The 17,908-nt window shown below is 63.7% G+C and carries 19 protein-coding genes; 11 read left to right on the top strand and 8 right to left on the bottom strand.

Translation table 11 applies throughout. The features are described from left to right. Positions 1-71: 71 nt before the first annotated feature. Complete coding sequence (locus ACWGTO_RS14605) at positions 72-608, top strand: L,D-transpeptidase family protein (protein WP_454575782.1); 537 nt, start codon at positions 72-74, stop codon at positions 606-608. Between the two features lie 59 nt (positions 609-667). Here the strand turns inward: ACWGTO_RS14605 and ACWGTO_RS14600 are convergent, their stop codons facing one another. Then, complete coding sequence (locus ACWGTO_RS14600) at positions 668-913, bottom strand: hypothetical protein (protein WP_454575530.1); 246 nt, start codon at positions 911-913, stop codon at positions 668-670. A gap of 130 nt (positions 914-1,043) precedes the next feature. Between ACWGTO_RS14600 and gcvA the strand changes: the two genes are divergently transcribed. Next, positions 1,044-1,964 carry a transcriptional regulator GcvA gene (gene gcvA / locus ACWGTO_RS14595; protein ID WP_454575529.1) on the top strand — a complete coding sequence of 307 codons (921 nt, stop codon included), beginning with the start codon at positions 1,044-1,046 and terminating at the stop codon, positions 1,962-1,964. Between the two features lie 15 nt (positions 1,965-1,979). On the opposite strand, the gene ACWGTO_RS14590 is transcribed toward gcvA, so the two are convergent. The 6 genes from ACWGTO_RS14590 to tsaD form a co-directional block, all read right to left on the bottom strand. Then, a complete protein-coding gene (locus tag ACWGTO_RS14590; protein ID WP_454575528.1) occupies positions 1,980-2,402 on the bottom strand; it encodes a DUF1761 domain-containing protein in 423 nt (140 codons plus the stop codon). 104 nt (positions 2,403-2,506) lie between these two features. Then, the gene (locus tag ACWGTO_RS14585) at positions 2,507-3,205 is read right to left on the bottom strand and encodes a class I SAM-dependent methyltransferase (protein WP_454575527.1); all 699 of its coding nucleotides are present in this window, start codon (positions 3,203-3,205) and stop codon (positions 2,507-2,509) included. After that, positions 3,160-3,585 carry an EVE domain-containing protein gene (locus ACWGTO_RS14580; protein ID WP_112621800.1) on the bottom strand — a complete coding sequence of 142 codons (426 nt, stop codon included), beginning with the start codon at positions 3,583-3,585 and terminating at the stop codon, positions 3,160-3,162. Before ACWGTO_RS14580 ends, ACWGTO_RS14585 begins: the two co-directional genes overlap by 46 nt. A 29-nt stretch (positions 3,586-3,614) precedes the next feature. Further along, the gene (locus ACWGTO_RS14575; protein WP_454575526.1) at positions 3,615-3,911 is read right to left on the bottom strand and encodes a YciI-like protein; all 297 of its coding nucleotides are present in this window, start codon (positions 3,909-3,911) and stop codon (positions 3,615-3,617) included. Positions 3,912-3,938: 27 nt separating this feature from the next. Continuing rightward, positions 3,939-4,955 carry an NAD(P)H-dependent glycerol-3-phosphate dehydrogenase gene (locus tag ACWGTO_RS14570; protein ID WP_454575525.1) on the bottom strand — a complete coding sequence of 339 codons (1,017 nt, stop codon included), beginning with the start codon at positions 4,953-4,955 and terminating at the stop codon, positions 3,939-3,941. Then, positions 4,952-6,037, bottom strand: coding sequence for a tRNA (adenosine(37)-N6)-threonylcarbamoyltransferase complex transferase subunit TsaD (tsaD, locus tag ACWGTO_RS14565; RefSeq protein WP_454575781.1), 1,086 nt, complete (start codon positions 6,035-6,037; stop codon positions 4,952-4,954). Before tsaD ends, ACWGTO_RS14570 begins: the two co-directional genes overlap by 4 nt. 120 nt (positions 6,038-6,157) lie before the next feature. Here tsaD and hemC point away from each other — a divergent pair, with 120 nt between their 5' ends. From hemC to ACWGTO_RS14520, 9 genes are all read left to right on the top strand, one after another. Continuing rightward, positions 6,158-7,081, top strand: coding sequence for a hydroxymethylbilane synthase (hemC, locus tag ACWGTO_RS14560; protein WP_454575524.1), 924 nt, complete (start codon positions 6,158-6,160; stop codon positions 7,079-7,081). A gap of 1 nt (position 7,082) precedes the next feature. Next, complete coding sequence (locus tag ACWGTO_RS14555; RefSeq protein ID WP_454575523.1) at positions 7,083-7,796, top strand: uroporphyrinogen-III synthase; 714 nt, start codon at positions 7,083-7,085, stop codon at positions 7,794-7,796. 112 nt (positions 7,797-7,908) lie between these two features. Further along, positions 7,909-9,387, top strand: coding sequence for a COG4223 family protein (locus ACWGTO_RS14550; RefSeq protein ID WP_454575522.1), 1,479 nt, complete (start codon positions 7,909-7,911; stop codon positions 9,385-9,387). A gap of 10 nt (positions 9,388-9,397) precedes the next feature. Next, positions 9,398-11,005, top strand: a complete 1,608-nt coding sequence (locus ACWGTO_RS14545; RefSeq protein WP_454575521.1) for a heme biosynthesis HemY N-terminal domain-containing protein — start codon at positions 9,398-9,400, stop codon at positions 11,003-11,005. A gap of 22 nt (positions 11,006-11,027) precedes the next feature. Further along, complete coding sequence (locus ACWGTO_RS14540; RefSeq protein ID WP_454575520.1) at positions 11,028-11,507, top strand: tellurite resistance TerB family protein; 480 nt, start codon at positions 11,028-11,030, stop codon at positions 11,505-11,507. 14 nt (positions 11,508-11,521) lie between these two features. Continuing rightward, positions 11,522-12,238 (top strand): glutamine amidotransferase, encoded by a 717-nt coding sequence (locus ACWGTO_RS14535; RefSeq protein WP_454575519.1) that lies wholly within the window; start codon positions 11,522-11,524, stop codon positions 12,236-12,238. A 727-nt stretch (positions 12,239-12,965) separates the two neighbouring features. Continuing rightward, a complete protein-coding gene (locus ACWGTO_RS14530; protein ID WP_454575518.1) occupies positions 12,966-13,715 on the top strand; it encodes a hypothetical protein in 750 nt (249 codons plus the stop codon). Positions 13,716-13,865: 150 nt separating this feature from the next. Then, positions 13,866-15,590 carry a type I secretion system permease/ATPase gene (locus tag ACWGTO_RS14525; RefSeq protein WP_454575517.1) on the top strand — a complete coding sequence of 575 codons (1,725 nt, stop codon included), beginning with the start codon at positions 13,866-13,868 and terminating at the stop codon, positions 15,588-15,590. Further along, a complete protein-coding gene (locus tag ACWGTO_RS14520) occupies positions 15,587-16,924 on the top strand; it encodes an HlyD family type I secretion periplasmic adaptor subunit (RefSeq protein ID WP_454575516.1) in 1,338 nt (445 codons plus the stop codon). The genes ACWGTO_RS14525 and ACWGTO_RS14520 overlap by 4 nt, the downstream gene beginning before the upstream one ends. A gap of 545 nt (positions 16,925-17,469) precedes the next feature. Here ACWGTO_RS14520 and ACWGTO_RS14515 read toward each other — a convergent pair. Further along, a complete protein-coding gene (locus ACWGTO_RS14515) occupies positions 17,470-17,799 on the bottom strand; it encodes a hypothetical protein (protein WP_454575515.1) in 330 nt (109 codons plus the stop codon). Positions 17,800-17,908: the final 109 nt, after the last annotated feature.

The raw sequence follows: 17,908 nt of genomic DNA, 5'->3' as shown, positions 1-17,908 counted from the left end.
GTCCGATCACAGTGATTTGTTCCGTGACACGATCATACAAGAAAAAACGCGTTCGCAATGCGGCCGGCGCAATTTTGCCAAAAGGGCTGCGTGTGCTGGTGGTGCGGGCGAGGCCCGGCAACCCCAGCCAGGGGATTTTGCAGGCCGGCAGCAAGGTATTTGCCTGCGCGCTCGGACGCGGTGGCATCTCTGCCAACAAGCGCGAAGGTGACGGTGCAACGCCGCTTGGCGAGATGCGGATTCTGTCGGGGTATTTTCGCGGCGATCATTTTCCGGCGGCCCGCAAAACCCGGCTGGCGATGGCGCCGATCGGCCCGGATCTCGGTTGGTGCGAGGTGCCGGACGACCGCAACTACAATCGGCCGGTGAAAATCCCCTACGGCGCCAGCCATGAGCGGATGCGGCGCGACGATCGCCTCTATGACGCCTGCCTGGTGCTCGACTGGAACATGGCGCCGCGCCGGCGCGGCCGCGGCAGCGCCATCTTCTTCCACCTGGCGCGCCCCGGCTTCACGCCGACGCAAGGCTGCGTGGCGGTGACCGCGAGGACGATGGCAAGGCTATTTCCGCTGATTTCGGATAGGACGGTGGTGAGGGTGGTAAGGTAGGCAGTAGGGAGTAGGGAGTAGGGAGATTAGCAGCTGAGTGGTCTCTCTATTCCCCCTCCCTATTGCCCTATTCCCTTATTCCGCTGCCAACCGATATCCAGCAGTCCCAGCCTGCCCAGTTCCCGGTCCACTGCCCGGGTGACGTCCTTGCGTCTGGCGCCGATGTCGCGCAGTTGGCGATCCGACAGATCCTCGACATCCTGGCGGGGCAGGTTGATCGCGACCCTTGCCTGGCGAAGCCAATCGGTGATGGCGAGGAGCCAGGACGAACGGGTGGCTGGCGTGTTCAGAACGATGATGGACATGATGTGCTCCGGTTCCGCTGGATATCAAATCCGGCTTGATGGTGTTTCGATAGATGCATCATGCCGCATTGAAATCGCGGAGAGAAACGAGTAGTTCTTTTCAGATCATCAAGTTTTTTTTGAGGATGGCATGTCCCGCCTTCTGCCTGGAACCCGCGCGCTAAGGACGCTGGAAGCGGCGGCTCGGCACCTCAATTTCACCCGCGCCGCCGACGAGCTCGGCCTGACGCCTGCCGCGGTCAGCCACCAGATCAAGGAAATCGAGGATCAGCTCGGGCTGGTGCTGTTCACGCGCACCAGCCGCACCATCCGGCTGACTGCGGCGGGCACGCTGCTGTTCGAGGCCTCCATCGATGCGCTCGACCTGCTCAACCGGGCTGTGTCGCGGGCGCGCAAGGCGACGCGCGGCACGGCATTGTTGAAGGTGACGCTCGACGCGCAGTTCGCATCAAAATGGCTGATGCGGCGCGTCGACGATTTTCGCAAGCATCAGCCCGATATCGAGCTCCGATTCGACATCGCCTACACATTGCGGGATTTCGAGCTCGACGACGTCGATGTCGGCATCCGCTTCGGCGTCGGCAAATATCCGGGCCTTCGCGCCCATCGTCTGTTCGATAACATCATCATTCCGGTGTGCAGTCCGGGGCTGCTGCGGTCCGGTCCGCCCCTGCGCGAGCCGCGCGATCTGTTCAACCACACGCTTGCCCATATCGAATGGGCGCGACAAGGCGTGACCTGGCCGAACTGGCGCATGTGGATGGCGGCTGCCGGCGTCACCGATTTCGACGACAGCCGGACCATCGTGTTCGGCAATTCCACCGATGCCGTTCAGGCAGCGCTCGAAGGCAATGCGGTCGCGCTCGCCGATTTCGCCATGGTGGCAAACGACCTTTCCGAAGGCAGGCTGGTGCAGCCCTTCGAACTCGGCCTGCGCGTAGGGGCCGAATTCGCCTATTTCCTGGTCTATCCCGAAAGCACTGCCGACGATCCGCGCATCATCGCCTTCCGCGAATGGCTGCTTGAGGAAGTCGCCAGGACGCAGACCTGACGATCGCGACAGGCCTCAACCGGCGACGACCGGTGCGCCGAACCAGCCGATCACCGCGCCAATGATCAAAAGCACGCCGAGCCAGTGGCCGCCGTCGATCAGAGTCAGGTCCCAGCCGAAATTTTCATAGCGGTGGTTGGCCGTCAGCGTCGTGGCGACAAAGCCGAGCCAGAGCACGAAGCCGAAGACCAGGCCGGCGGCAAGGGCCGGCTCGCCGCCGGTCATCGCCCCGACAACCAGAGCAACAACCAGCGCCATAATGAGTTCGGCAATGAAGGAGATGACGAAGGGCAGTTTCGATTTGCTCATCGTTGCCGGATCGAGCTTGGCCGCCTTCAGCCACGGCTTGCTCAAAGCCATGTACCAGACGGCACCGAACAGCCACGCCAGCACGGCCGCGACAATCACCGCCAGCCAGTTCACTGCTGAAAAATCCATAAGGTCCTCCCCTCAAGCATGTCGCCCAAAGCCTGACGGTTTAAGAAAACGACATGCGTATTCTTCAAATCAATGCGCGATGGAACGCCTGTTCGGCAGCGCCGTCAAGCGAAGCGCCACACGGTGGTGCGCTTGACCTCGGCATCCTCCAGCGCCCGCGTGACCGCCACTTCGTAGCCGGCCAGCGGCTCCAGCCCTGTCTTCGGCAGATAGGAGCGGCCGGGATCGCCAACGAGGATGTCGGCGCCGCGCGCCTTCAGCGTCGAAAACCACGGCATCAGCCTGTCGGCAAAGGATCTGTCGTAGAAAACGTCGCCGGCCAGCACCACGTCCCAGCCTGCGTCCATGCCGATGCAGTCGGTGCCGCAAAACTCGATTGCGACGCCATTGGCTTCGGCATTGAGGCGAACCGCGGTTTCGCAGAATGGGTCGATGTCGGTGGCGATCACTTGCGAAGCATCGGCCTTGGCTGCGGCGATGGCGACAAGGCCGGAGCCGGAGGCAAAGTCGAGCACGCGTTTCCCCCGAACATCGGACGGATTGTCCAGCACGTAACGGGCAAGGCCTTGCCCGCCAGCCCAGGCAAAGGCCCAGAAGGGCGGCGGCAAGCCGATTTCGGTCAGTTCGTCCTCGGTCCGCTGCCAGAGGTCGTGGGCCTCGTCGGCAAGCCGCAGAAAAATTTCCGGCACATGCGGCGGCGCCATCAGCGCCGTATTGTCGAGAATGAACTTTCTCGCGCTGTTCGGCGTGAGGACCGTCACGGAGCCGGCGTCAGGCCGCCCATGCGGCAGACTTCCTTCCATTCGGCCGGAGTCACCGGCTGTACGGAAAGCCGCCCGAGCCGCACCAGCGCCATCTCGGCCAGCTTGGGATTGGCTTTGACCTGTTCCAGCGTCGGCGGGTTCGGCACGTCCTTGAAGGCGCGGATGTCGACACATTCCCAGCGCGGATCGTCGGTCGTCGAGTCGGGATGGGCAAGCGCGCAGACCTCGGCAATGCCGACGACATTCAGCCCTTCATTTGAATGGTAGAAGAAGCCGAGATCGCCGATCTGCATCGCCTTCATGTTGTTGCGCGCCGCATAGTTGCGCACGCCGTCCCATTGCGTGCCGGCCTTGCCCTTGGCCTTCAGCGCCTCGAAGGAAAAGACCGAGGGTTCGGATTTGAACAGCCAGTAGTTCATGTCTTTCTTCCTCCTTGGCGTGGGCTGAATTAACTAGCCGCGGGCTTGTTGAAGGTCCAGTTCCACTGGCGGATTTCGACACTCTCGAACAGGCCGGCCTTGGCATAGGGGTCGGCCGCGGACAAAGCCTGAGCGGCTGCGAGGTCCGGCGCTTCGATCACCGCAAGGGTGCCGTTCGGCTTGCCGTCGGCATCGAGGAAGGGGCCGGCAAAGGCCAGTTTCTTGTCGGCGTTCAGGCCCTCGAGAAAGGCGACGTGGGCGGGACGCGTGTCGACACGCACCTGCAGGCTTCCGGGCTTGTCCTTGCATACCAACGCAAACAGCATGTTTTCAAAACTCCGGTTTGTTGGGGATCAGAGATCGGTTTCGGTCTTCAGCGGCCGGGTCATCAATGCCGTTACAGCCTGCCGTATGGTGATCGTGCCGTCCAGTATCGCCGACACCGCCGCGATGATCGGCGCGTCGATGTCGCGCTCGGTGGCGATGCGGGCGGCGATTGCCGCCGTCGGCACGCCTTCGGCGAGCGGCAGGCCGGCCAAGGATTTGCCCTGCCCCAGCGCCAGGCCGTAGGCGAAATTGCGCGATTGGGCGGACGAGCAAGTGAGCAGCAAATCGCCGAGGCCGGACAGCCCCATCAGCGTCTCCGGCCTGGCGCCGAAGGCAGCACCGATGCGGCGCAGTTCGACGAAGCCGCGCGTCACCATGGCGGCCTGCGCGCTGGCGCCGAGCCCGGCACCGGTGACGGCACCTGCGGCAATGGCAAAGACATTCTTCAGCGCGCCGCCGATCTCGACGCCGATCAGGTCGTCGCTGGAATAGCAGCGCAGGTTTTGCGCCGAAAACCGCGCGGCGAGTTCGGCCGCCAAAGTCTCGTCGCGAGCGGCGACCACGACGGCGGTTGGCAGGCCCCGCGCGACATCGGTGGCAAAGCTCGGACCGGACAGGGCCGCAACCGGGGTTTGCGGCAGGACGTCCGCGACGATGGCCGACAGCAGCGCGCCGGTGTCGCGCTCAATGCCCTTGGCGCAGAGAACCAGCGGAATGCCTTGCGGCATATGGGGTTTCGCTGTCGTCAGCATGGCGCGCAACGCTTGCGCCGGCGCCACGGCCAGCACGCAATCGCCGTCGGCAAGGGCAGCGCCGATATCGCTCGTCGCAGCGATGCCGGGCTCGATGGCGATACCGGGGAGATAGCGCGGGTTCGCCCCACCACGAAGTGCGGCGACCGTTTCTTCGTCGCGGGCGTAGAGCCGGACATCATGGCCGGCACGCAGCATGGCCAGCGCCAGTGCGGTGCCCCAGGCGCCGCCGCCGAGCACGGCGACGCGCCAGCCGGTCTTGTCCCTGCCGCTTGTCGTGCTGGCGCTCATGCTTTCGCTCCGCGCCGGCCGGAGCCGACCATCGGCGTCGAGATCGAGTCCAGCGGCCAGCGCGAACGCGGCACGAAATCGAAGCCATTCTCTTGAGACAGCCCCGCCCGCAGTCGCTCGATGCCGGCCCAGGCGATCATCGCCGCATTGTCGGTGCACAGTTTCAGCGGCGGCGCGACAAACGCAAAGCCGGACTCGGCGCACTGCTTCTGCAGCGTCGCCTTGATCGTGCTGTTGGCGGCGACGCCACCGGCAACGACCAGTGACGGCGTGGTCTTGTCGGGAAATTCCTGGCGGAAGCGGGCAAGCGCGCGGGCCACGCGGTCGCCCAGTGCGTCGGCCACCGCCGCCTGGAACGAGGCGCAGATGTCGGCGACATCCTGTTCGCTCAACGGCTGGATGGCGGTCGCCGCCTGCCGCACGGCCGTCTTGAGGCCGGAGAAGGAGAAATCGGGCTGCGCCGAACCCTTCATCGGCCGTGGGAAGGCAAAGCGCGTCGCGTCGCCCGAGGCCGCCGCCTTTTCGACGTTCGGGCCGCCCGGATAGGGCAGGCCGAGCATTTTCGCCGTCTTGTCGAAAGCTTCGCCCAGCGCATCGTCTATGGTGGTCGCCCAGCGCTGGTAGTCGCCGACGCTCCGCACGGCGACGATCTGGGTGTGGCCGCCGGAAACCAGCAGCAGCAGATAGGGAAAGTCGAGCCCGTCAGTCAGCCTGGCGGTCAATGCATGGCCTTCGAGGTGGTTGATGGCGATCAGCGGCTTGCCGGCCGCCGCGGCAATTGCCTTGGCCGTCATCAGGCCGACGATCAGCCCGCCGACAAGGCCGGGGCCGGCGGTGGCGGCAATGGCGTCGATGTCGGCAAGCGTTGTGCCCGAATCGGCAAGGGCTGCCTCGACGATGCCGTCCAGCGCCTCGACATGGGCGCGCGCGGCGATCTCGGGAACGACGCCGCCAAAGGCGGCATGCTCCTCGATCTGGCTGAGCACGATGTTGGACGCAATGACCGGCGCGGCGGCGCCATCCAGCGTCACCACGCTGGCGGCGGTCTCGTCGCAACTCGTCTCAATGCCCAGAACGCGGATCAATTCGTCGCTGTCTCCAGAGATTGTGTCGCCGGACTTTCCTCGTTAGGAGAGGCGGGCCTCGTTAGGAGAGTGCCGGAAACGCAAAGCCAGCCGGGGGGTTATCACGGACCGCGCGCCATGCAAACTTTGAAAATCGGAACACGCGGCAGCCCGCTGGCCTTGGCGCAGGCGCATGAAACGCAGGCGCGGCTGATGGCAGCGCATGGCATGCCGGCGGAAGCGTTCGAGGTCGTCGTCATCTCGACCAGCGGCGACCGCATCCAGGACCGGCCGCTGTCAGAAGCCGGCGGCAAGGGCCTGTTCACCAAGGAGATCGAAGAGGCGCTGCTCGCCGGCACGATCGACATCGCGGTGCATTCCTCCAAGGACATGCCGACAGTGCTGCCGGATGGACTTGAGCTTTCCGCCTTCCTGCCGCGCGAGGATGCGCGCGATGCCTTCATAGGCAAGGCCGTGAAGCGCATTATCGACTTGCCGCAAGGCGCCAAGGTCGGTTCGTCCTCATTGCGGCGCCAGGCGTTGATCCGGCGTATGCGGCCGGACCTCGACGTCGTCATGTTCCGCGGCAATGTGCAGACCAGGCTGCGCAAGCTGGAGGAAGGCGTCGCCGAAGGCACTATCCTCGCCCATGCCGGGCTGAAACGGCTGGGGCTCGGCCATGTCATCACCGATCTGATGCCGCTCGACGCTTTTCCGCCGGCGCCGGGGCAAGGCGCGATCGGCATCGAGACCCGCATCGGCGACAGCGCTGTCGAAAAGATACTGGTGGCCATCCATGATGTGCCGACAGGCCAGGCGCTAGCCTGTGAGCGCGCCTTCCTGGCGGCGCTCGACGGCTCCTGCCGCACACCGATCGCCGGCTATGCGACTGTAGCGGGCGGAAAATTGGTTTTCGCGGGACTGATCATTTCGCCCGATGGCACACAATCGCATGAGGTTAAGGCCGAAGGCCTGGCGCTGGATGCCGCCGATATCGGCACGGACGCCGCCAGGATCGTGCGGGTCAAGGCCGGCGAGGCCTTCTTCGACGGCTGGGTCTGACATGCGTGTCCTGGTGACGCGGCCGCAACCCGGGGCGTCGCGCACCATGCGGCGGCTGCAGGAATTGGCATTTGAGCCGATCCTTCTGCCTCTGACCGAAACGGTGACACTACCAGTCGATGCAAATGCAGCGGGCGACAACGCCGCGGCCGTTGCGATCACCAGCGCCAATGCCGTGCGCCATGCGCCCAAAGAGTTGATCGACGCGCTCGCCGTCTTGCCTTGCCATGCCGTTGGCGCAAGGACGGCTGAAGCGGCGCGTGCAGCGGGATTTCTGTCGGTCAGCGAAGGGCCGGGCGATGCCGAGAAGCTGGCCGAAGCGATTGCCGCCGGCCTTTCCGGCAAGGTGATCGTCTATCTCACAGGGCGCGTGCGGTTTCCGGCCTTCGAGGCGCGGCTCCGACAGGCCGGCGTCGAGGTCCGCGGCATCGAAACTTATGACACGATTGCGCTCGAATATTCCGACGATCAGGTCCGTGCGCGCCTGTCCAGTCAGCCGGTCGATGCGGTGCTGCTCTATTCGGCCAGTGCGGCGGTGGTGATGCAGACCTTGGCCAGCCGGGCAGGACTGCACTATCTTTTTGAAAAGACACAGGCTTTTGCCCTTTCCGAACGGATAGCAGCGACGCTTGGCGATACCGTCGGCAAAAAAATACGAGTTGCGCGGGAACCGCGGGAGGAGGCGCTGCTTGATCTGTTGCACGGTGGCGACTGAGCCCCGTGTCATCACGCCGCCCCTTTTCACCTGATGATGATGTGCTAGACCATTTTTCAAACCATCACGCGCCATCGGGCGCCCAGACGAAGCAGGATTGCGGAGCCCAGGCATGGTCAAGACGCCGAAGATGCGACATTCGAAAGGCCGCCGCGAGCCGGTGACCATCGAACTCGAACCTGGCGCCGTCTCGCGCATTGTCGATGCGGAAGCCGCTAAGGCGGACGAGGCCGAGGCCCCGGCCGAATCAGTTGCGGCTGAGGAAGCGGCTGCCGTGGCCGATGCGCAGCCGGAGACACCTGACGAGCCGGTTCATGCCGATCATGCCGATCTCGAGCCGTGGGAGCACTCCGACGCCGCGGCGCAGGCCGCGCCGGAGAGCGATGCCAAGGTGTCCGGCGAACCGGAAAGGCCTTATCCCACAGCCTCCGACACGCAACCACGCGCCAAGACCTCCGACTACAGTTTCGAGGATGCCTCGCCCAAGCCGGGTGCACCCAAGGAAACGCCTGATACCGCCGAGATGAGGATCCAGCCCATGGCAGCGCAGCCGAAGCGTGGGAACGGCATTGCCGCCGGTATCATTGGCGGGGTGATCGCGCTGGCTGCCGCTGGGGGGCTGCAGTTCGCCGGCGTGCTCGGCGCCCCGGGGTCGGGCGGTGGCACCGTCTCGCTCGAGGGCGTCAATGGCGAGATCGCTTCGCTGAAGCGCAAAATCGCCGACCTCAGGGAAGCCGGCAGCAATGGCGCCGCAACGGCCAAGGTCGACGGGCTGTCGTCGGCGCTGGACCAGGTCAAGGCCGATGTCGCATCGCTGAAATCGGCGGTCGAGCAAGGCGGCGCCGGCGACAATGCCGGACTTGCCGCGCTTGGCGACAAGGTCAAGCAGATCGAGACTGCGGTCGCGGCGCTTGGCCAAACCAGCAACGCGGCGCCGGTCGATCTCGCGCCGCTCAACGAAAAGCTTTCAAATCTGGATGCGCTGGTGAAATCGGCCGGCGAGGCAGCCAAGGCACAGGAAGGCAAGATCTCTGCACTTGAACAGTCGGTGACGCAGCTCTCCGGCAAGGTGGAGGCGCAGGCCTCGCAGCCGAAGATCGCGATGGCCATTGCCGCGTCGGCGCTCAAGGCGGCGCTCGACCGTGGCGCGCCGTTCGCCGCCGAGTTGGAAACCTTTGCGGCGATCTCGCCCGATGCGCCGCAGATCGCGGCGTTGCGTCCCTATGCCGAAAAGGGCGTCCCTACCCGCACCGAAATCGCCGGCGAGGCCGATGCCGCGGCCAATGCCATGGTCGCTGCGGCCACGCCGGTCGACGAAAATGCCGGCTTCTTCCAGAACCTTCTGTCGAGTGCCGAATCGTTGGTCAAGGTGCGGCCGATCGGCGCCGTCGAAGGCGCCGGCGCGCCCGAAACCGTGGCGCGCATGGAAGTGGCGGTCAACCAGGGCGACTACGCCAAGGCACTCAGCGAATATGCAACGCTGCCGGACGCGGTCAAGGCAGCGGGCGCCGACTTTGCCGGCAAACTGAAAGCGCGCATCGAGGTCGAGACGCAGGTCGACGCGCTGATCGCGGGCGCGATGAAAGCATGAGGACGACACGATGATCCGCATTCTCATCTTTCTCGCCGTCGTCTTCGCGCTCGGGCTGGGCTTTGCCTGGCTGGCCGACCGTCCCGGCGAGATGGTCGTCACCTTCAACGGCTACCAGTACCAGGTCAGCCTGATGGTGGCGGCGGTGGCGATCGTTGCGGTCGTCGCCGCGGTGATGATCGTCTGGTGGCTGATCAAGTCGCTGTGGAACAGCCCGTACACGATCTCGCGCTATTTCCGCGTGCGCCGCCGCGACCGCGGCTACCAGGCGCTGTCGACCGGCATGATCGCCGCCGGCGCCGGCGATGGCGCACTGGCGCGCAAGAAGACCAAGGAGGCCGCCAAGCTGATCCGCTCCGACCAGGAGCCGCTGATCCATCTCCTGGAAGCGCAGGCCTCGCTGCTCGAAGGCGACCATGAGGGCGCGCGCGAAAAGTTCGAAGCCATGCTCGACGATCCCGAAATGCGGCTGCTCGGCCTGCGCGGGCTCTATCTCGAAGCCGAACGGCTGGGCGACCGCAACGCGGCGCGCCACTATGCCGGCCGCGCCGCTGCCGTGGCGCCGCAACTGGCCTGGGCTGCCGAATCGACGCTGGAGGAATTGACCCAGCGCGGCGACTGGGACGGCGCGCTGAAGCTGGTCGAGGCGCAGAAGTCGACGCGGCAGATCGAACGCGACGCCGCCAACCGCCGCCGCGCCGTGCTTTTGACCGCAAAGGCGCAGGCGCTGACCGACAGCGATCCCAACGCGGCGAAGACAGCGGCGGTCGAGGCCAACAAGCTCGCGCCCGATTTCGCGCCGGCGGCGGTCGCCGCAGCGACCCTTCTGTTCAAGCAGAACGATGTGCGCAAAGGCTCGAAAATCCTGGAGACAGCCTGGAAGGCGGAGCCGCATCCGGAGATCGCCGAACTCTACACGCATGCAAGGCCGGGCGATGCGGTGGTCGATCGCCTGAACCGGGCGAAGAAGCTGCAGGAGCTGAAGCGCAACAACGCCGAATCGTCGATGACGGTGGCGCGCGCCGCGCTCGACGCGCTGGATTTTTCCACCGCCCGCCGCGAGGCGGAAGCGGCGATCCGCATGGATCGGCGGGAAGGCGCCTACCTGCTGCTGGCCGATATCGAGGAGGCCGAGACCGGCGACCAGGGCAAGATCCGGCAATTGCTGTCCAAGGCCGTCAGGGCGCCGCGCGATCCGGCCTGGGTCGCCGACGGCGTCGTCTCCGAACGATGGGCGCCGGTGTCGCCGGTCAGCGGCAAGCTCGACGCCTTCGCCTGGCGCGCGCCGATGGAGCGGCTCGGCCAGCTCATCGAAAGCCATGAGGACACGGCTGGGGCCGAGGTGCCGGTGCTTGCGGCGCCCGCCAAGCCGGCAAAAGAAGCCGAAGTGATCGACCATCCGGCCGTCGGCAAGACGATTAGCGAGGCGCCGACGGAACCGAAGCCTGCTGTAAGCGACGACCATGTCACGCCGGTCACTGCCGCCGCCTTTGCCGCCGTGCCGTCGGATGCCGAGGCGGTCGAGCCGGCCGAGGAGGTTATCCGGTTGCCGGACGACCCCGGCGTCGATCCTGACGACGAAGCGGAAAAATCACCGCGCCGGTTCCGCCTGTTTTGAACCCTGACCTGATGTGAGCACCATGTTCGAACGCGTCCTGTCCTTTCTGAGAGACCTGCCTTCCGGCGCCGGGGCTCGCGCCAATGCGGACGATCCGCGCGTTGCCGCCTCGGCCTTGCTCTATCATGTGATGAATGCCGACGGCGTGCGCCAGGACGTCGAGTGGGAGCGGTTCAAGCAGGTGCTGGCGCAGAGCTATTCAATCAGCGGCGACGAGCTCGATGCGCTGGCTGCCGCGGGCGAGCGCGCCGACAATGAGGCGATCGACCTCTATGCCTTCACCAGCGTTTTGAAGCGCCATCTCGACGCCGATGCGCGCAAGGCCTTCATCGGCCTGATGTGGGAAATCGTCTATGCCGATGGCGAACTGCATGAGCTGGAAGACAACACGGTCTGGCGCGTTGCCGAGCTGATCGGCGTCGAGCGCCAAGATCGCGTCGAGGCGCGCCGCAAGGCCGCCGCCGCCGCGCCCGGCGCCAGCGGAACGTCGAGCGACGAATAGGATCCCGCCTTTTCATGCCGCCAGCTCCGCGCTCGAAACCAAAGATCCTGATCGTGCTGCACCAGGAGACTTCGAGCCCCGGCCGGGTCGGCCATATGCTGATCGAGGAAGGTTTCGATCTCGACATCCGCCGGCCGCCTCTGGGCGACAGCCTGCCGGAAACGCTGGAAGGGCATGCCGGCGCCGTGGTGTTCGGCGGGCCGATGAGCGCCAATGACGAGGAGGAGTTCGTCCGCCGCGAGACCAACTGGCTGAACGTGCCGCTGCGCGAGAACCGGCCCTTCCTCGGCATCTGCCTAGGGGCGCAGATGCTGGCCAATCATCTCGGCGGCAAGGTCGAGGGGCATGGCGAGGGGCTGGTCGAGATCGGCTGGTATCCGCTGAAGCCGACCGAAGCCGGCAAAGACCTGATGCACTGGCCCGATATGGTCTACCAGTTTCACCGCGAAGGCTTTTCGCTGCCCAGGGATGCGACGCTGCTGGCGACCGCCGAAACCTACCCCAACCAGGCCTTTCGCTATGGCGACAATGCCTGGGGCATCCAGTTCCATGGCGAGCTGACCCGGATGATGATGCAGCGCTGGGTGGTGCGCGGCGCCCACCGTTTCGAATTGCCCGGCGCCCAGCCCGGCCGCGACCATCTCGGCGGCCGGCTGATCTGGGATATGCACCTCAAGCGCTGGCTGAGCGAGTTTCTTGGGCTGATTTTTGGCGGGCCTACCAAGGTCTAGAGTAAAATCTCGTTACTCTGAACAGCTGAGCTTGATCCCAAAAAGGCTTGGTCTGCCGAGGCGTGGACGACCGCTTTGCGCCTCATTCCGGTCGGTAGAGACAGCTTCTCCATCACCTGGAAGTGGACATCGCTGTGGCGGAACCTGAGCTGCCAGTAAGGGGGCATGTCACGCAAACCAGACGCGGCTACGCCAATCGCTAGTTCGAACCCCCGAACTGGCGGCATCCTGTTAAGCCAACCATTTGTCGCTCCAGCGACCGTCCAATTGTTCGATGCGGCGCATCGACGTGATGAACACACGATGTCGAGACACAGGGGGTTAGCAGACAATCCCGGACCATATTGCCGTATCCGACGTGAACTCTGAATCGCACTTACAGCCGCAGGGATGGCCAAGGCCTTATTTGGAGGCTTAACGCATCGCCCTCTGCGGGAGGACGATGCTGGGTCACGCAGGAGTTGACCTAATCGTGGCTCACCGCGCTTGGGCCAGAAGCCAAGAAGCTACGACACAATTTACCAATCCTTCTTTGCTGCATCAATACAGGTAACTAAGCCATTGCCACGCCGTTAACTTTGGGATGTGTTTTATTGCTCAAGAGGGTTTCCAATTAGTTAATCCTAATTTAGGTTCCGCTTCGCCGGGCATGCTTGGCTCCGACAAAGGGAAGGCATCGCCGGTAGCAAAGGGGCGCTTGGGGTCCCCGACATGACAGGAGAATGAAGTGGCAGATTACACGATGCCTGCGGGTGGAGGCACTCTCGACCTTTCGAACGAAGCAAACACCGACGGCAACAGCAGCCAGACAAATGATACGATCACCGGCAGCAACGGAGATGATACGATCATATCCGGAGCGGCCACCGAGCAATTTTGGGTGAACGGCTCTGGAACAAAGGTTGTTCAGGACAACGACACGATCGTTGAGTCCCAGGGTACGAACAACCTCACGGGCGGGTACGGGAACGACAAGTTCGTTTTCAACATTAACCTACAGCAGTCTGAAGCGCAGCTGCATACCGAGTACTATCACGACGGTATCGTTCCGACCCAGACAAGCGGCGCCAACACGAACGGCGTATGGAATTCGTTCGTCTCCAATCTGGAGGACTGGCGCGAAGCCATGGCCGCGCTGTATGGCGACGATCAGAACACCGCCACGCAGCACGCCGCCTATACGTACGGCGCGAAGAACCAGCAGGCTGGCAGCGTCGACTACGATAACTCGTTTTCGTGGTTGGAAGGTGGTGGCACCACGACCAATACCAGCGCGAACTACATCCACGATTTCGGAAACGGAAACGACAATATCGTCCTCGACGTCACCCACGAAGCTTTCACGGCGGCGGGGGGTACGATCAGCATGAACGGATCGGACACCGTCATCCACGTCGGCAGCTTCGACATCGTCGTGCTCGGAGTGGTGGATCAGGCTTCCGTGGAGAGCCACATTACCTGGGCAGCGTCGGTCTGAGCACGTCATTCCTGGAGCGGTCCGGCACCGGACCGCTCCAGTTTCTCACTAGAGTCTTCGCCCAACGTTCCGAGAGCTCCGAACAGCGCATAGTCGTCTTCGGGGACGGGGAAGCGTTGTATGACAGCGTTCACCTTAGTAGGTCGGCCAATGCCCACCCATAACCCGTTGATCGACACGCTTTCCCGCTGCCGCGCCGGATTTTTCGCCGTGGCGGGGTTCAGTCTTATCGTCAACCTCCTTGTGCTCACCACATCGGTCTACATGCTGCAGGTCTACGACCGCGTGCTCACCGGCCGCAGCGTCGAAACACTGGTTTACCTGACCGTGATCGCGACGGTCGCGCTCCTGGCCATGGGTGCACTGGAATTCCTTCGGTCCCGGCTGCTCGTTCGGCTCGGCATCTGGATCGACCGCGTGCTCTCCCCTCAGGTTCTTGGGCGAGCCCTAGAGAACACCCTGCGCGGCCATGGCTACCGATCGGAAGCGTTGCGCGACCTCGCGACCTTGCGCGGATACCTTGGTGGAGGCGGTATCCTGGCGCTGTTCGACGCTCCATGGATGCCGCTCTATCTCATCTTCATCTTCATGCTGCACCCGCTGCTCGGCCTATTGGCGCTTGGCGGCGGCCTCATTCTCTTCGCAACGGCAATCGCCAATCACGTACTGACCGCAGGGCTTCTCAAGCGGGCGAATGTCGCGTCGGCGTCGGCCTTTCGGTCGGTCGAATCCGGTTTGCGAAATGCGGAAGTCGTTGACGCCATGGGCATGGGCGCCGCGCTAGCCCGTCGCTGGGATGCCGCCAATGCGGAAGTGCTCAACATGCAGTCGCTGGCCAGTGACCGCGCCGGCCTGGTGAATGCCTTCACCAAGCCCTTCCGGATGTTTCTGCAGGTTGCGGTGCTGGGGCTCGGCGCGTGGCTCGCATTACGTCATGAACTCTCGCCCGGCAGCATGGTTGCCGCCTCGATCATCATGTCACGGGCGCTCGCTCCGGTCGAACAGGCGATCGGCACCTGGAAGCAGACAACAGCCGCGCGCGAAGCGTGGGGCCGTCTCAAGAAACTGTTCGCACTTGATCCATTGCGTCCGGCCGGTATGGCTCTGCCCAGGCCCCACGGCAGCGTATCCGTCGAAGCGGTGACCTACGCGCCCGCCGGAGCCAGGGCGCCGGTGCTGAGGAACGTCACCTTCTCGATCCCGTCAGGCGAACTGCTTGCAATCATCGGTCCGTCGGCCGCGGGCAAGTCTACGCTTGCGCGCTTGATGGTGGGCATGGCTTCGCCGCAGCACGGCCAGGTGCGCCTCGATGGCGCGGACGTGTTCAGCTGGGCCAGGGATGACTTCGGCAGCCATGTGGGTTACCTGCCGCAGGATGTCGAGCTTTTTCCGGGCACTATTCGCGAGAACATCGCACGCATGGATGAAGGCGATCCGGCCACGATTGTGGCCGCCGCCAGAATGGCTGGCGTGCATGATATGATTCTGAGGTTGCCGAAGGCATATGACACCGAGATCGGCGAGCAGGGCTCTGCGTTGTCCGGCGGACAGCGCCAGCGGATCGGGCTCGCCCGTGCGCTGTACGGCCGCCCGGCCCTTGTCGTGTTGGATGAGCCGAATTCCAGCCTTGATGCTGCTGGCGAAGAGGCACTCAACCAGGCGATCGCCGCAATCAAAGAGGCTGGCACGACGGTGGTCGTCGTCGCCCATCGACCCTCCCTGATGGTCCACGTCGACTCGGTGCTGGTGCTGAATGACGGCCAGGTGCAGATGTTCGGGCCGCGCGATACGGTATTGGCCCAACTCCGTCGTCCAGATCCATCCATGGCTGTGCCTCAGGTCCGGGTGGTGGGCACCGAAAGGGCCGCGTCATGAGCAAGGTCGTCCTGGCTATCGGCTCGCAGCAGCTCACGCTGCCTTCTGCCTACCCTCCGATCCGCGGTCATGTGCTTGGGGGGCTTGTTGTGATCGGCCTGCTGTTTGGTTGCTTCGGGCTTTGGGCGGCGACCGCGCCGCTGACGAGCGCGGCGATTGCTCCTGGCGTGGTTAAAGTGGACAGCAACCGCAAGACTGTCCAGCACCTCGACGGGGGCATCATTCGGGAGATCCTTGCTCGTGATGGCGATGCGGTCAAACAGGGCCAGGTGCTGGTTCGGCTCGATGGTGTCGATGCCTCGTCCGACCGCGATTCCGTGCGCGGCGATCTCGATGCTTTGCTCGCCAACGAAGCCCGTCTCTTGGCTCAGCGTGATGCCTCAGGTGAAATCGTGTTCCCGCCGGACCTCATGGTCCGCCGCGGTGAGCCGGCCGTCGCCGAGGCCATCGCTGGACAGAAACGCATTTTTTCGGACCAGGCCGAGGTGGTGAAGTCGCAGGTTGAAGTGTGGCAGCAACGGATTGCGCAATATCAGGCGCAGATTTCGGCGCTGATATCGCAGATCGATGCAACTGAGCGCCAAATACCCTCCTTCCAAGAGGAACTGAAGGATGCTCGGTCGCTTCTCAAGAAGGGCTTCGGAGTGAAGTCTCGCGCGCTCACTCTCGAGCGGCAACTCGCCGCAAGCGAAGGCGATGCCGCGGCCAACCGGGCGCGGATCGAAAGCCTGAAACAGCAAATCGCGGAAGCCGAGGCCCAAATTGAAAATGTCAGGGCTACCCAAGTCAAGACGGCTTCGGAGGATCTTCGCGACGTTCAGACCAAGCGCTCCGAACTGGAAAAAGCCTTTCTGAAAACCAGCGCGCGCGCGGGACGCCGTGACATTGTGGCCCCCGAAGACGGGGTTGTGATGAACCTTCGCTATCACACGCCGGGTGGGGTTGTTGCCCCGGGCGGTGACATTCTCGATCTTGTTCCCAGCCAGGACAAGATGGTTCTGGACGTGAAAATCCAACCGCTGGATATCGACATCGTTCGCCCTGGCCTGCCGGCCGAGGTACGCCTCGTCGCGTTCAAGCAGAGGGTGACGCCAACGTTGGAAGGTGTGCTCACTCGTGTGTCGGCCGATGCGATGGTCGAAGAACACAGTGGGACGACGTATTTCAATGCTACCGTTGAGGTGAACGCCGACCAGCTTAAGGAGCTTCCACATGTGAAGCTTTATCCGGGCATGCCTGTTGACGTATCCATTGTGACGGGGCAGCGCACTTTGCTCGATTATCTGTTCCAGCCATTTGCCGACAGCTTGGCTCACGCATTCAGGGAAGACTGATCGAGAGGGTGGCAGCTGGGATTGAGACGGAGTCGCATCGTGAGGTCCAATCTGCGTTCCGTTACGTTGAAGGGAGTGGAGATGGACGGATCGTCCGCCGTACGGGGTCACCGAAATTCGACAACGAAAATCCGACCTGCAGGGTGACGTAGACTCGCCCAAACCGGGCTAGCTGCTAGGTCCGCCATTCGCTCTTGGCACTTTTCGAGAGCGCGAAGGCCCGCAGCCAGGAGACCTCTCTGACTGGCGTTTCGAATGGCATCAGGTATGGCCCGGGGACACAAGGCGCTCGGGACGAACGTCTGCTATCTGGTCTCCGGAGCCACCGACCGACCGTCAGTTCCCGGCCCCACGAAGACATGTCTTTCCTACGATCCCGTCCATTCACCAAAAGCGGTCATCGCTATTGCAGAGGCCACAGGCAGCTTTGCGCCACGCCCCGCCATTCCCGGTTTCTATCGCAACGACCGGAGTCGAGTCGTTACAGACTTCGACAGTGTGTGTCGAACGGGTTGTCATTTGCGGCAGACGGTCGCTCAGTGACCTTACGGCGGCAAACCTGCTTCTCTCAGCAAGCGGCCAAGTTCCCGAACCTTCCGCGGGTCGCGGTAATACTCGCGACTTGTGAAGTCGGAGGCTGTGAGATCCGGCTTGCCACCCACAGCTTCCCTAACCATTCGACTGGCATCGTCAGCTCGATTGAGTGCCACGAGCGCCGCCGCCCGATAGAGGCGTGAACGAATGGTCTGAAACGTGAGCTTTCCGAAGGATTCAATGGCTTCGGCATGGCGGCCCAGCGAATAGAGGGCCACGCCCCGTTCCTCGACGCACCACACAGGAAGGAACGGGTCGAGCATTTCGGCTTCGTCGAGCAAAGATAGTGAATGCTCTCCTTCGCCCAGGAAATTATACACCGCCGCGCATTGCGGCGCGACAATGAAGGTGCGAGCGTTGCGTCAATCAAGATGAGAATGCTGGCGGGTT

Source organism: Mesorhizobium sp. PL10 (assembly GCF_053714315.1).
Note: the sequence above shows the minus strand (reverse complement) of the source record. Positions and strands in the feature narration are given on the sequence as shown.